This is a genomic window from Clostridioides sp. ZZV15-6597 (genome assembly GCF_020657815.1).
Taxonomy (GTDB): domain Bacteria; phylum Bacillota; class Clostridia; order Peptostreptococcales; family Peptostreptococcaceae; genus Clostridioides.
Genome location: NZ_JAGWCT010000106.1, coordinates 1 through 14,081, shown reverse-complemented (window position 1 = coordinate 14,081; position 14,081 = coordinate 1). Strand labels below are relative to the sequence as shown.

Annotated in this window: 14 protein-coding genes and 1 riboswitch; of the genes, 4 read left to right on the top strand and 10 right to left on the bottom strand. The window is 28.5% G+C overall.

Annotated features, from left to right (window positions below; translation table 11 throughout):
* The 8 genes from KGF52_RS17505 to KGF52_RS17470 all read right to left on the bottom strand — a co-directional run.
* Positions 1-2,366 (bottom strand): cell wall-binding repeat-containing protein (locus KGF52_RS17505; RefSeq protein WP_227841051.1); only part of this gene is annotated, 2,366 nt, incomplete at its 3' end.
* A gap of 469 nt (positions 2,367-2,835) precedes the next feature.
* A complete protein-coding gene (locus tag KGF52_RS17500; RefSeq protein ID WP_227841050.1) occupies positions 2,836-4,236 on the bottom strand; it encodes a sensor histidine kinase in 1,401 nt (466 codons plus the stop codon).
* A complete protein-coding gene (locus KGF52_RS17495; protein WP_227841049.1) occupies positions 4,229-4,876 on the bottom strand; it encodes a response regulator transcription factor in 648 nt (215 codons plus the stop codon). The genes KGF52_RS17500 and KGF52_RS17495 overlap by 8 nt, the downstream gene beginning before the upstream one ends.
* Before the next feature lie 332 nt (positions 4,877-5,208).
* Positions 5,209-6,048, bottom strand: coding sequence for a PTS system mannose/fructose/sorbose family transporter subunit IID (locus tag KGF52_RS17490; protein WP_227841048.1), 840 nt, complete (start codon positions 6,046-6,048; stop codon positions 5,209-5,211).
* A 24-nt stretch (positions 6,049-6,072) separates the two neighbouring features.
* Complete coding sequence (locus KGF52_RS17485; protein WP_227841047.1) at positions 6,073-6,831, bottom strand: PTS sugar transporter subunit IIC; 759 nt, start codon at positions 6,829-6,831, stop codon at positions 6,073-6,075.
* 43 nt (positions 6,832-6,874) lie between these two features.
* Positions 6,875-7,348 (bottom strand): PTS sugar transporter subunit IIB, encoded by a 474-nt coding sequence (locus tag KGF52_RS17480; protein ID WP_227830401.1) that lies wholly within the window; start codon positions 7,346-7,348, stop codon positions 6,875-6,877.
* A gap of 28 nt (positions 7,349-7,376) precedes the next feature.
* On the bottom strand, positions 7,377-7,793 hold the full coding sequence (locus KGF52_RS17475) for a PTS sugar transporter subunit IIA (protein WP_413894824.1): 417 nt from the start codon (positions 7,791-7,793) through the stop codon (positions 7,377-7,379).
* Between the two features lie 54 nt (positions 7,794-7,847).
* Positions 7,848-8,900: a galactitol-1-phosphate 5-dehydrogenase gene (locus KGF52_RS17470; protein ID WP_227830399.1), complete on the bottom strand. Its 1,053-nt coding sequence runs from the start codon at positions 8,898-8,900 to the stop codon at positions 7,848-7,850.
* Between the two features lie 397 nt (positions 8,901-9,297).
* Here KGF52_RS17470 and KGF52_RS17465 point away from each other — a divergent pair, with 397 nt between their 5' ends.
* Positions 9,298-9,978, top strand: coding sequence for a phosphoribosylaminoimidazolesuccinocarboxamide synthase (locus KGF52_RS17465; RefSeq protein ID WP_227830398.1), 681 nt, complete (start codon positions 9,298-9,300; stop codon positions 9,976-9,978).
* Between the two features lie 212 nt (positions 9,979-10,190).
* On the opposite strand, the gene sugE is transcribed toward KGF52_RS17465, so the two are convergent.
* Positions 10,191-10,511, bottom strand: a complete 321-nt coding sequence (gene sugE, locus KGF52_RS17460; RefSeq protein WP_227830397.1) for a quaternary ammonium compound efflux SMR transporter SugE — start codon at positions 10,509-10,511, stop codon at positions 10,191-10,193.
* A 71-nt stretch (positions 10,512-10,582) separates the two neighbouring features.
* A riboswitch (guanidine-I (ykkC/yxkD leader) is annotated at positions 10,583-10,688 on the bottom strand.
* A gap of 217 nt (positions 10,689-10,905) precedes the next feature.
* Here sugE and KGF52_RS17455 point away from each other — a divergent pair.
* Positions 10,906-11,733 carry a carbon-nitrogen hydrolase family protein gene (locus KGF52_RS17455; protein ID WP_227841046.1) on the top strand — a complete coding sequence of 276 codons (828 nt, stop codon included), beginning with the start codon at positions 10,906-10,908 and terminating at the stop codon, positions 11,731-11,733.
* 113 nt (positions 11,734-11,846) lie between these two features.
* On the opposite strand, the gene KGF52_RS17450 is transcribed toward KGF52_RS17455, so the two are convergent.
* On the bottom strand, positions 11,847-12,437 hold the full coding sequence (locus tag KGF52_RS17450; RefSeq protein ID WP_227830395.1) for an EFR1 family ferrodoxin: 591 nt from the start codon (positions 12,435-12,437) through the stop codon (positions 11,847-11,849).
* Between the two features lie 159 nt (positions 12,438-12,596).
* On the opposite strand from KGF52_RS17450, the gene KGF52_RS17445 reads away from it, so the two are divergent.
* Positions 12,597-13,271: a response regulator transcription factor gene (locus KGF52_RS17445; protein WP_227830394.1), complete on the top strand. Its 675-nt coding sequence runs from the start codon at positions 12,597-12,599 to the stop codon at positions 13,269-13,271.
* Positions 13,259-14,081 (top strand): histidine kinase dimerization/phospho-acceptor domain-containing protein (locus KGF52_RS17440; RefSeq protein WP_227841045.1); only part of this gene is annotated, 823 nt, incomplete at its 3' end. The genes KGF52_RS17445 and KGF52_RS17440, both read left to right, overlap by 13 nt.

Genomic DNA, 14,081 nt, shown 5'->3' with positions numbered 1-14,081 from the left:
GTATCTGCTGTTTTTCCACTTGATGTATGCTCTACTGTAAATACTAATGTAACTTTTGTTTCTGCATCTGGTGGTACTATTGTTCCATCTTTCTTTATAACATTTTCATTAGTTGATGATTTTATTGATATAGTATATCCACTTGGTACTGTTGGCATAGTTAGTGTTGTTGCATCTTTTGTTGGTTCAGTTACACTTGTTATTTTTGATGCCTCATTATCTACTGCTTCTTGGTCTGTATCTACAGCTGTTTTAGCAGGTACTGTTACCTCTATTGATTTCGTATCTGCTGTTTTTCCACTTGATGTATGCTCTACTGTAAATACTAATGTAACTTTTGTTTCTGCATCTGGTGGTACTATTGTTCCATTTTTATCTACAACTGCCTCATTATCTGAAGTCTTTATTGCTATTGTATATCCACTTGATACTGATGGCATAGTTAATTTAGTTGCATCTTTTGCTGGTGCAACTATACTTGTTATTTTTGCTGCCTCTTTATTTACTGCTGTTTGTAATTCTTCATCTGTTGATTTAGCTGGTACTACTACACCTATTTCTTTAGTATCTGCTGTTTTTCCACTTGATGTATGTGTTATTTTAAATACTAGTTTCACTGTTGTTGCTGTATTTTGTGGTACTATTGTTCCATCTTTCTTTATAACATTCTCGTTGCTTGATGATTTTATTGCTATTGTATATCCACTTGATACTGATGGCATAGTTAATTTAGTTGCATCTTTTGCTGGTGCAGCTACACTTGTTATTTTTGCAGCCTCTTTATTTACTGCTGTTTGATTTTGGTTAGAAGAACTTCCTCCACTACTACTTCCTCCTGAAGAACCTCCACTTGATGAACTTCCTCCTGATGAGTTAGAACCTGGATTATTTCCACTTATAGATGGAGAATTGTCTCCCTTAACAGTACTTATTGTACCCTTATTATCTATAGTAGTTCCTTTAGAATTATTTGTAACTGTAGTTATCTTACCACCATTATTTACTTTTACTTGACTTGCTCCAGATGCTACTGTTAAACTACCAATCTCACCTTTTGAATTATTTTCTATCTTAGCTCCATTTTTATCATTAACTTTTAAGTTAGTTATTTTTCCATAGTTAACAAAAGTTCCATCTTTAACATCATCTATAATTACATCATCTACTTTTGCATAGTTATTTACATCCCCATTAGGCATGTTGATAGTTACAGTCTTTGTATATGTACCATTTAAGTTCACTGTTACTGCTTTGTCAGTTTGTATTGTAAATGCTTCTTTAACTTCACTAGTTGGTTTAAAGTTTATAACATCATTAGCAGTTGCTTTATCTACAGCTGATTTTAATTCAGCAATTGTTTTAGCCTCAACTGTACTTACTTCTTGTAATGATTTCATTTCATTAAATGCTGTTTCATTACCATTTCCACCAACCTTAGTTATTTTATCAAAACTCTTAGAGTTAACTAAAGTTTTTTGTGAAGCTGATAGATTTTTTCCAACTAAAACTACTGGCGATTGATTTTTAGCACCTAATACACCTACTGCTAATGCATCTATAAGTTGGTCTTGTTTAGCCATACCATCTTTAGTTACATATGCATTTTTTAAATCTGTCTTTTTATAGAATTCTTTTACTACTTTTGCATTTGTATCATTTCTATCTGTTCCACCTAATCTTGTACTATTTGGTAGTTTATTTTTTACAGCTTCAGAAACTGAACTTTCCCCACCTACTACATAAGATTGAGTTATTCCTGCATCTTTTATAAATTTATCTGCAACTGCTGTTCCATTTTTAGAATCAGCAAGTATTACTGGCATATTATTTTGTGCAGCTGGAGCACCCACACTTACTGCATCTGCAAGCCCTTTTTCACCATTAACTACAGCTATTTTCTTAACATCACTTACTGCATCTAATCTCTTTGCTAACTCTAAAGATGTTTGGTATCTCTCTGCACCAGATATTCTTTCAAAAGATATTTTTAAATCTTTTATTTGTTTTTCTATATTTGCACTTAATACAGAAGTTCCACCTATTAAATATATTTTCTTAGCTTTTAATCTTTGTAACTCTGCTTTTGTCTTATCATTTAATTTATCTTTACCTGTTAAAAGTATAGGAGCATTTTTTGCCTTTGCAAATGGTGTTGCGGATAGAGCATCTGCTATAGATGAATCATTTACTATTACTACCTCATCAGCATTTTTCCATCCATCTTGACTTATTTTTACAGCAGTTTCATATCTCTCTTGTCCTGTTAAATTTGTTGCTACTGTTTGCGCACTAGCTATGCCTGCTGTAGAACTTCCAGCTATCATAGTAACTGTAAGCATAGCAGCAATCTTCTTTGGTATTTTCATTATATTTCCCCCTTGTCCATTAGTAGTACCTAATTGCTTCTTTTTGTTCCCGTTTTAATTCTAAGGGATACTTAAAGACTAATTTTAAAGAGGTTTTCTAACTATAATGATTTCATAATTAATATATAATTTACTTATTATTTTCTTATATTATAGTTATTATAAAGGAATATGTATATTTTCTAATTAATTGAAAAATTAGTAAATTTAAATTTTAAGGTGAGTTTAATTTTTATGTTAATGAATTGTAGTAAAATAGTAGATTTTATGTAAAAAAAAGTAGCTCTTAGAATTAAAAGTGCTACTTCTTTTATAAATAAATTTCATTATTTATACTTATGATTATATATTAATCAACCAATTTTATCCATATGAAAAACAAATTAATTTGATGTTTTTTAAATTATTTTTTATATTTATATTTTATTTTGTTGTATCTTTATGAGACAATATAAAAATAATATAAAGCTTATATAAAGATAATATAAAACTCTATCTTTCCATCATAAATTTCAACCTTATATCTAAAATTATTTTCTTCAAGTATAGTCTTGACTATTGTAAGACCAAGACCAGTACCTGAAAGTTCTTTACTTCTTGACTTCTCTAAGACATAAAAAGGCTTCCATATATTATCAATCTCATCTTCTCTATCATAATCTATTCCATTTTTTATAGATAAAATAATCTTATCCTTATCTCTAAAAAGATTAATCTCTATCTCATTATCACTAGTATACTTTATTGCATTACTAATCAGATTATTAAGTACCATATCTATACTATCTTTATCAGAATTTATTATAAGATTTTTATCTTCTATATCGCATTTAACACTTATATTATCCTTAGATATCAATAATTCATAATTTTTTAAATTCTTTAGCAGTCTTTCCTTTAAATCTACTTCACACAAACTAACTTCTTTTTTCTCATATTTAGCCCAATATAAAAGGGTATTTATTGTATTAGACATATTTTCTGCCTGTTCAATTATTGTATCTGTATAAGTACCATCATCCAAGCCATCTTTCATGCCTATAGAATATGCTTTTATAAGTGCTATTGGAGTTTTCATTTCATGAGATGCATCAGATATAAAAGACTTCAAATTTTCATTCCTTTTATTTAATTCATTGTGTGCCTTTTCAAGCTTTACACTCATTATATTTATGCTATAAGCTAACTCTTCTATTTCATCGTTCGTTTTTATAGCCTCAGTTCTAAAGTTTAACTCAGATATATCCTTAGATAAAAGCTTTAATTTTTCCATAGGCCTTATAATTCTGTTTGACAGTATAAATGTAAGTATAGTTATTATAATTACTGAAAATATCCCCATTATTATATTAAATCTATTTACTATACCAATTGTTTCTTCTGAATGTTCTATTGGTATAGATATAGCAAATAAATAATTATCCTTTTTCATAAACTTTACTAGTAGACTATATTTGGTTTTTCCTTGATTATATATTTTATTAATACTTTTATTGTCAATATCCTTTAAAACACTTCCTTCAATCCAAAATTTATTTAAGCTCAAACCTTTATTCCAAAAGGCATCTAGTAAATCTTCATTTATTTTATCTATGCTATTTTTATCTTTGTAATTTTTATCTTTGTAATTTTTATCTAATGTTACATATACAATGGCTGTATTGCTTTTTTCTTCAATTGATTCAATATTTGACTTTAATTTATTCATATCCTTATGTTTTATTTCATTTTCAATATTATTCAATACATTTCTTTTTTCATGTAAATAATACCTATGAATAAACATACTATTTATAACTATAGATATTATATAAACGACTACAACTACTATTGATATACTTATAGATAACTTCTTATTTAGTTTAGTCATCAAAATCCTCCAGACTATATCCTAATCCTCTGTAAGTTTTTATTATATCTTCTCCTATTTTTGTTCTAAGTCTTCTTATATGAGTGTCTACTGTTCTAAAATCTCCATCATAATCCAATCCCCAGACTAAATCTAAAAGTCTTTCCCTAGATAACACTATTCCTTTGTTATTGACTAAACAGCGCATTAATTCCAATTCTTTTTTAGTCAATAGTAGTTCATCATTACCTTTAAAAACTTTATTTGACTCAAAATCTATTTTTAAATCTTTTATATTAATTGTATCTTTATAATTTACCAATTTCTTAGCCCTTATTATTAAAACTCTAGGGTCAAATGGCTTTTTAACATATTCATCTGCTCCTATATTGAGTGCCTCGATTTCATCTTCACTTTGACTTTTAGCTGTTAACATAAGTACCTTTGTATTACTATTTTCTTTTATCTCTTTACAAACCTCTATTCCATCAATTACTGGCATCATCCAGTCCAGTATTGCTAAGTCTATTTTATTTTCATAAAAAACATTTAAAGCTTCTTCCCCATTTTTTGCAGTAAATACATTGAAGCCTTCTTTTTTAAAATAAGCACAAAGTATCTTAATCATACTCACTTCATCATCAGCAATTAATATATTCATATATTCACATCCCTAAATTTATTATATTTCATATTATATCCATTGTTTCAATTATATAAAATATATGTTACAGGAAGTTTACAATTATTACTAAAGCTCAATATAAAATACAGTACAGATAAGCTTTAATACTAAGTCCATAAATAAAAAAGTACCTCATTTACAATTAAAAAATCATTTTGAGATACCTTTTACAAAATTATATATTCTACATAGCTTATCTAAGCTTAAATCTTAATCTATTGAAAATCTAATTTACCCTAATTACTATTGTATTTTATAGATATAGCCAATTTATCTAAAATCCTCATTAATACATCATATGCATTTATTTAAAATAATCCTAATATACCTGTAATAGCACCTACCACTATCAATATACCCATTATTTTTATTGGAGAAAGACCTTTCTTTAAAGCTAAAAGCACTAACAAAGTAAGTACCAAAGGAATTAATCCAGGAAATATCTTATCAAGTAAATCTGTCTGAAGACTAAATTTAAAATCTCCACTAGTATAACTTATTGGTGTAGATAAATTAATAAATCTACCTACAAGTCCGCCCATAACTAAAGTCCCTAGTATAGAAGCACCTTCTATAACTTTATTTACTATTCCACCCTGAAGTATACTTTCAACAGCTTTTTTACCATACTTATAACCATTTGTCCACATTCCAAATGAAATTGAAGTCATTATTATATATTGAGCTAATACAAATAATATCGGTCCTGCAATTGATGCTCCTCCCTCAGTTAAACCAATACAAACAGCTAATACTATAGGTGTTATAACTCCTTGAGTTAAAGTATCTCCAATCCCTGCCAATGGTCCCATCAAACCTGTCTTTATGGCATTCATACCATCACCACTTATTTCATCTGCTCCATTAGCTTTTTCTTCTTCCATAGCTATTGTTATTCCATGTATAACACATCCACATATAGGCTCTGTATTAAAAAATGCCAAGTGAGTTTCTACTTCTTGCTTTAACTCTTCTTTATCTGGATATAGTTTTTTAAGTACTGGTAACATTGAATGTGAAAATGCTGTTGATTGTAATCTTTCATAATTGTAGTTGGATTGTGCAAAGAAAAACCATCTTAGCCATGACTTTATCACATCTTTTTTGCTTAACGTTTTCTTAGCTACTTGACTTTTTGTATTTGACATAATATTTTCCCCTTTCTTATATATTTAAGATGTCGCACCATCTTTTCCATATTTAATTGAAGTAATTGTAAGAGCAAGTATTACTCCAATAACAGATATTACTATTATATCTATTTTAAAATAAACAGCCATTAATATACCTAATATGAAAAATGGCATAGTAAACTTATTTCCAATTAATTTTAAGTTCATAGCAATTCCTAGCGCTGGTAACATAGCTCCAATTACATTGAATACATGTAATACATTATCATTCATTACTTCTAACATTCCATCTATTGCATTTGGCCCAAAATAAACAACTAATAACGCTGGTATAAAACTCATTACAAACAATAGTATCTGAGGTGGAACTATATTTATAAATGCTACTTTATCTATATTCCCTTTTTGAACCTCTCTATCTGCCCAGTGTGCAAAAAAAGAATTTACTGTCATTTTACCTATCCAAAGCACAGTTGCAACAGTACCTAGCGGAACAGCTATTGCCATTGCAGTACTTACATCCAAATTAGATGCTATAGCTAAAGCAGTCCCCACATATCCTGCAAAAGCTGGGTCTCCCATTTGAGCCCCTCCTGCTGATATGAATCCTAAGTATATCATATTTATACCTGCACCTATAATTGCTCCTTGAACTGGGTCTCCTAGTATAATTCCGGTTACAAATCCAGCTAATAAAGGTCTATTCCATGTAAAAAATCCAACATAAGTTAGCCATGGACTCCAAGAAAGATAATAAAAAATTGCTATTAAAACTGCTTGAATTAGTGAAATTTGCATGTTCTTCCTCCTTATTTAATTTTAAATATTTACAAAATAGGCCTTACAATAATGTTCCTACATCAATTTTCTTTGCATCTGGAACTATTTGTATAAAACACTTAACATCTTTTGATATTAATTCCTTAAATATTTCTTTCTCTTCATCTGATACTGATATATTTTTATAAAAACTTTTTCTTCCAAGACCAGCTCCCATACCCCCAACATTTAACTCTTTTAAATCTACTCCATTATTTACTAGACCCAAAACAGTTTTAGGATATTTAACTAATACTATTAAATTCTCATCTCCATCATATGATTTTAAAACCTCAGCACCTGATTCTATATCATGCACTTCAACCTTAACAGTTGAAGGTGCTGCCATTTGTAAGACTTGTACTATAAAAGGGTCTTTTACAACTAAATCATCTACTATTACTATTCTCTTTGCTGATGTAATCTTACACCAAGCAGTGATAACTTGACCATGTATTAACCTATCATCAATTCTTGTTAACGCTATATTGCTCATAATAATTCCTCCAAAATTTTAATTTATTTTATATCTTTAAAGCTGCTTTTACGTCCTTAATTCCTGAAGCTCCAACTTCTTCACATAAACTTTTTAAATCTTTTAACTTCATAGTATCTCTGTTTAAAAACAGTTCTAAAAGCATAGGCAAATTTACACCTGTTAAACATTCCAATTCACAGTCCTTAGCAAATTTGTTTATTATAACAGCAGATGTATTGAAAGGAGTTCCTCCATAAAAATCAAGTAATACTAAAATACCTTCATCTTTATATTTTTCAATTCCATTTTCTAATTTTCTACTAAACTCATCTATACTGTCACCATGGTTTAATCCTAAAGTTTCTACTTTTTCTTGTTTCCCTACTATTAATTCAGCACTTTCTAACATTGCTTTAGCCATATTCCCATGTGCAGCTATAATTATTCCTGCCATATGAATCATACCTCTCTTAACTTTTTTATATACACTATAAATTACTATCTTTATTACTCTACCTTAATTAGCCACATTAACCATTATCTTACCAAAGAAAATATCTCTTTTGTATATTTTTTCAAAATAATCTGGCACTTCATCTAAATTTATTCTGTGTGTCACCAATTTTTCAACATTCATGTCACCTTTTTGCATATGATACAAGCCAGCACTCCATTCTTTTCCTGGAAATGGAAATGAATTTCCAAACCAAGTTCCTTTCACAGTTAGCTCACTTCTCACTATCTTTTCAAATTGTTCTCTGCTTAAAGCTACATCTCCATATGGTACTCCTGCATAAAGTACTGTCCCACCTTTTTTAGCTAATAACAATACCTGACCACATGTCATTGGAGTCCCTGCTGATTCAATAACAATGTCTGCTCCAGCTCCATTAGTTAATTTTTTTATCTCTTCTACAATATTTTTTTCTTTTGCATTTATACAAATATCTGCTCCTAATTCCTTCGCTAATTCTAATTTCTCATCAAATACATCTATAGCCACTATTTTTGTAGAACCAAATATTTTTGCCCATTGTATTGAAAATAAGCCTATTGGTCCTGTTCCAAGTACTACAACAGTATCTCCCACCTTAGTTTCTGACCTAAAAAGTCCATGTCCTGCTATACACACTGGCTCTAAAGCAGCAGCCGTTTCATAACTTATTTCTTCTGGTATTTTTATTAAATTTCTCTCCTTTACCTTTGTGTATTCAGCAAAACATCCTCCAAGCTCTTTATTTCCTATTATTGCTACATTATTACATCTTGAATACAGCCCTTTTTTACATTCATCACATTCAAAACATGGCATAGCTGGACAAACAGCAACTCTATCTCCTATTTTAAAATCTTTTACTTCTATACCAACTTCTGCTACCTCTCCTGAAAATTCATGACCTAAGATTTCTCCAACCATATGAGGACCTGTCTTTGAGTATTTCGATATATCAGAGCCACATATCCCAGCAACTTTTACTTTAACTATTACATCATCTTTTTCTAATATTTTAGGTATATCTGCATTCTCGACTCTTGTATCTCTTACACCATAGAACTTAACTGACTTCACATTAACCACCTCTATTGTTTATTTTATTTAGATATATACTCATCTTTTTTATGTAAAATATATAAAGCAATTTTTATGCCAATATTTGTAAATATAGGTTTCATGCCATTTATCATACTATTATTATATGTGTGTCAAAGTGTGTCAAAAAAATTTCCTACAAAAACTTATGTGTGTTAATACAAATGACACTCACTTTCTTTCTTGGCACTTTTCTAAACTTTTTTATAAAATGTACTTTTTTTGTTATTTTTGTAAAAATGTTCGGAAAAATTCTCTATTTTTGTGATATAATATTAAATGTAAGGCATCAATATAAATTTTTATACGAATACCAGAACTTTTTTGACACTAATGCCTTATTCAATATAATAATTTAATATTTTGGAGGTTGTTTATGAAAAAAGTGTATCAAGGAAAGACTAAAGATGTTTTTGAATTAGATAATGGAAATTGCTTACTTAAATTTAAGGATGATGTAACTGGCAAAGATGGTGTATTCGATCCAGGTGAAAATACTGTAGGGCTAAGCATAGATGGAATTGGTAAGGCTAATTTAGAAACATCTGTTAAGTTCTTTGAAATTCTAAACAATGCTGGAATTAAAACTCATTATGTAAGTGCTAATTTAGAAGATGCAACTATGGAAGTGTTACCAGCAAAAGTTTTTGGTAATGGATTAGAAGTTATTTGTCGTTATAGAGCTGTTGGTAGTTTCTTACGTCGTTATGGTTCATGTGTTGAAGAAGGAGCTAAGTTAGATTGTTATGTAGAAGCAACTTTAAAAGATGATGACCGTTGTGACCCACTTATAACATCTGAAGGTTTAGAAGCTTTAAATATTATGACTCAAGCTCAATTCGATTCAATGAAGAGTATGACTCAAAAAATTTCTAACATAGTTCGTGATACTATAGCTGAAAAAGGACTTGAACTTTATGATATTAAGTTTGAATTTGGATTCTACAATAATGAAGTAATATTAATAGATGAGATAGCATCTGGAAATATGCGTGTTTATAAAGATGGTGTAATAGTTGACCCTATGGATTTAACTGCTTTATTATTAGCAAAATAATTATACAGAATATATACATATAATTTTCAAATACAAATCTAATAAACTTATAAATAAAAATAAGCTATGAAGCAGAAATTCTATAAAATGTTAATTACTTTAAAACATTTTATAATTTCTAAGCTCATAGCTTTTTTATTTTGTTGTTAAAATATTTTAGTTTATATACTCTATAACTATCATCTCCTACTATTTATCGTAATTCATACTTATTAGTTGGTAGATAATAATTTCAATCCTACAATCCCCACTACAATAAGACCTATACATAAAATTCTAGCCATATTAACTGGTTCATTTAAAAGAGCAATTCCTACAATAGCAGTTCCAACTGTACCAATTCCAGTCCATATGGCATATGACGTTCCAAGTGGAAGATGTTTAAGTGCCAATGATAAAAAATAAAAACTAACAATCATCCCAACAACAGTAAGTATACTTGGAGTCAACTTAGAAAATCCATGTGAATTTTTTAATTGGAATGCCCAAAAAACTTCAAATAGTCCTGCAATAAATAAAAATAACCATTTCATAAAATCATCCCTCTTTTCAAATAATATCTCTCTTTTTTAGCAATAAAATAACCTGAGAAATATTATAAAATATCTCCCAGGTTTTTATCCTTCCGTGTTCACAACAAAATTATGTTGTGGGTTTTATCTTGGACCAGACCAATCATTAATAATTGCGGAACCCTATAAAACTCTATTATTATTTTATTGTCTTTAAAATAATACTATCAACATAGGTAAAAAAAGTCAATATAGTGATATGATATAAATTATAAGAGTATAAATTAAAATATATATCTATAGTAATTTGTACTCTTCAGTTATATAACATACTCAACTTACATATTTTGTATTTATATCTAATTTTTATTTAATATGTTATAATAACATAAAAATATCGAAAGGAGTAATTTTTATGAATTCCTACAAAATTGCAGTATGTCAGATGATGACTACAGAAAATAAGATTAAAAATATTAATCATGCTGTAGAAATGGTAACAGAAGCTGCCAATAATGGAGCTAAAATTGTGGTTTTACCAGAAATGTTTAACTGTCCATATGAAAATAAATACTTTCCTAAATTTGCTGAAGAATATCCAGGTGAAACAACAAATACATTGAGTAAACTAGCTGAAAAACATGGAATTTATCTAATTTCTGGTAGTATTCCAGAATTAGAAGATAGCAAAATCTATAATACTTGTTATGTATTTGATAAAAGTGGAACTTTAATTGGAAAACATCGCAAAATGCACTTATTTGACATTGAAGTTACAGGAAAAGTTAGCTTTAAAGAATCTGATACTCTTACTGCTGGAAATGATGTTACTATAATAGATACTGAATATGGAAAAATGGGTATTGCTATTTGCTATGATATTCGTTTCCCTGAATTATCACGTTTGATGGCTATTGAAGGTGCAGAAATAGTTATCTTGCCAGCAGCATTTAATATGACAACTGGACCTGCACATTGGGAATTATCTATCAGAATGCGTGCTTTAGATAATCAAGTGTTCTATGTTGGTGCTGCACCTGCTCGAAATAAAGATGCTTCTTACATAGCTTTTGGTAATTCAAGAATTTCAGACCCTTGGGGAAAAATTATCGCTCAGGCTGATGAAAAAGAATGCATTATCTATGCTGATATTAATAGAGATTTAATTCCTAATATAAAACAACAATTGCCATTACTTAAACATAGAAGAACAGACTTATATGAACTTAATATTTTAAAATAAAAAATTATATGACCCCATAAATTAATTATTTAAAATGTTTATGGGGTTTTTATTATTGTAATTATACCAACTACTCTTAATTACTAATTGGTTACTAGTAGTTATTACCTTTATTAAATATCCTTATTTTTCTCACTTATCATATCTTCCAACTTTATATTTGGATTTTGGTATCTCTTTTTATTTTTAGTTACATCTTTCCATTGAATTGCTTGCTTAGGACACCAATGTACACATGCTAAACAATGTTCACAATTGTGTAAAAACTTCGGTCTGCCCTCCTCAATATCTATATTATTTACAGGACATACTTTTGAACAAATACCACATTCTATACAGCTATCTTCAACTGAAAAATGCCTGTCTTTATTTGCACAAGATGAAATATATTTTTTATAAAACTTTTTGTATATAAAATTTGTTCTGCCAATTTTATTATTTTTCTTATTTACAATATCTTCTGACACTTCATTAACCTTGATTTCTGCTTTTCTAAGTAAATTGTCAATTTTTTTATCATCTTTTATTTTAAACTCACAAATGTAATTAGAAACCATCTGTATCCTTGAACCTAGATTTAGTCCATGACCCTTCTCTTTCAACAAAGCATCCACATCATAAATTGCGCTTCCACCTATCACGCCTCCACAAGTTACTACAGCAAAAATATATGGTTTATCACTTTTAATATTTAAATTTTCCAATAATTAGACACTTGATTTATTTAGTATATAAAAATATACTGATTTTAATCACTAAAAATAGCATATTTTTATGTAGATTTAATAATTTGAGAAATTATTGAGATTTTTATACTAAAATAAAAGTTGTTTAAAAAGTTTTATTTAGAAAGGAGAATTTTTATGAACAGTAAAATACTCGTCGTAGATGATGAAGAAGGTATCATCACTTTATTAAAGGATTATTTTGAAATAAATGATTATGAAGTTTACACTGCCCATAATGGAAAAGAAGCACTAGAAAAAATATCTAAAAATCCAGACATTATTCTACTTGATATAAACATGCCTGAAATAAATGGAATTGAAGTTTGCAGTAGAATTAGAGATTATATATCATGCCCTATTTTGTTTTTAACAGCTAAAATTGAAAACACTGATAAACTTAATGGTTTTCGTGTTGGTGCTGACGATTATATTGTAAAACCTTTTGATTTAGAAGAACTTGGTGCAAGAGTTTCTGCTCATTTAAGACGTGAACAAAGAAAATCAAATCACACTAAAGTCAAATTTTATAAAGATTTAGTAATAGATTATGAAGAAAGGTCAATTTCTATTGATAATAATCAAGTTTCACTTTCGAAAAAAGAATTTGATATCGTAGAACTTCTCTCTACGAATCCTGGTCAAGTATTTGATAGGGAGAGGATTTATGATAGAATATGGGGCTATGATAACAATGGAAATAGTGATGTTATAATGGAACATATCAGAAAAATACGAATTAAATTATCAAAATATACCCTTGAAAATTACATAGAAACGGTATGGGGAGCTGGTTACAAATGGATAAAATAAAAAATATGTCATTAAAAAAATCTTTTTTCTTTCTCACTCTATCTTCATTAATTATAGCATCAGTACTTACAACTATCTCATACATTTTACTTAATTATATATATCACTCTATACAAGACAAATATTTACAAACTCCCTTATACACAGAAACTATAACCATAATGCAAAATAATATAAATCAATACAGCGATTTTGATAAAGTGTTGATTAATATTATTAGTACACTTCAGCTTGTACTCCCACTTGTATTTTTTATAGGGCTTCTATTATTGGCTGATATAATTTTTTATAAGGTAAAATTAAAGACACCTATTGAAATACTTAATAAAGGAGCAAGTGAAATATCCAATAATAACTTAGATTTTTACTTAGAATATAAGAGTAATGACGAATTAGGTAATCTGTGCAATGCTTTCGAGAAAATGAGGTCCCAACTAAATAAAAATAATATAAAAATGTGGACCATGATAGATGATAGAAAACAGCTTAATACTGCTTTTTCTCATGATTTAAGAAATCCCCTAACAGTTCTAAAAGGATACTCAGACTATTTAACAAAATACATACCAACAGGAAAACTTAGTGATAAAAAAATTTTATCAACTACACAACTTATGTCTGAACATATTGACAGAATTGAATACTATGTAAATAGTATGAGTAATGCTCAACGATTAGAAGACATAGTTATTACAAAAACTATATTGAATATAAATGATTTTATAGAAAATTTAGATAGTAATATATCTATTTTATCAAAGCAAACTGGAAAATCTTTTAAACTTACAAATAAGGTGAACAATATAAACA

What these genes read in the sequence shown, in the direction of transcription:
- KGF52_RS17465 (WP_227830398.1), top strand. Translation starts at nt 9,298, where the DNA reads ATGAAAAAAGTGTATCAAGGAAAGACTAAAGATGTTTTTGAATTAGAT.
- KGF52_RS17475 (WP_413894824.1), bottom strand. Translation starts at nt 7,793, where the DNA reads ATGATTCATATGGCAGGAATAATTATAGCTGCACATGGGAATATGGCT.
- sugE (WP_227830397.1), bottom strand. Translation starts at nt 10,511, where the DNA reads ATGAAATGGTTATTTTTATTTATTGCAGGACTATTTGAAGTTTTTTGG.
- KGF52_RS17455 (WP_227841046.1), top strand. Translation starts at nt 10,906, where the DNA reads ATGAATTCCTACAAAATTGCAGTATGTCAGATGATGACTACAGAAAAT.
- KGF52_RS17480 (WP_227830401.1), bottom strand. Translation starts at nt 7,348, where the DNA reads ATGAGCAATATAGCGTTAACAAGAATTGATGATAGGTTAATACATGGT.
- KGF52_RS17495 (WP_227841049.1), bottom strand. Translation starts at nt 4,876, where the DNA reads ATGAATATATTAATTGCTGATGATGAAGTGAGTATGATTAAGATACTT.
- KGF52_RS17485 (WP_227841047.1), bottom strand. Translation starts at nt 6,831, where the DNA reads ATGCAAATTTCACTAATTCAAGCAGTTTTAATAGCAATTTTTTATTAT.
- KGF52_RS17490 (WP_227841048.1), bottom strand. Translation starts at nt 6,048, where the DNA reads ATGTCAAATACAAAAAGTCAAGTAGCTAAGAAAACGTTAAGCAAAAAA.
- KGF52_RS17500 (WP_227841050.1), bottom strand. Translation starts at nt 4,236, where the DNA reads ATGACTAAACTAAATAAGAAGTTATCTATAAGTATATCAATAGTAGTT.
- KGF52_RS17445 (WP_227830394.1), top strand. Translation starts at nt 12,597, where the DNA reads ATGAACAGTAAAATACTCGTCGTAGATGATGAAGAAGGTATCATCACT.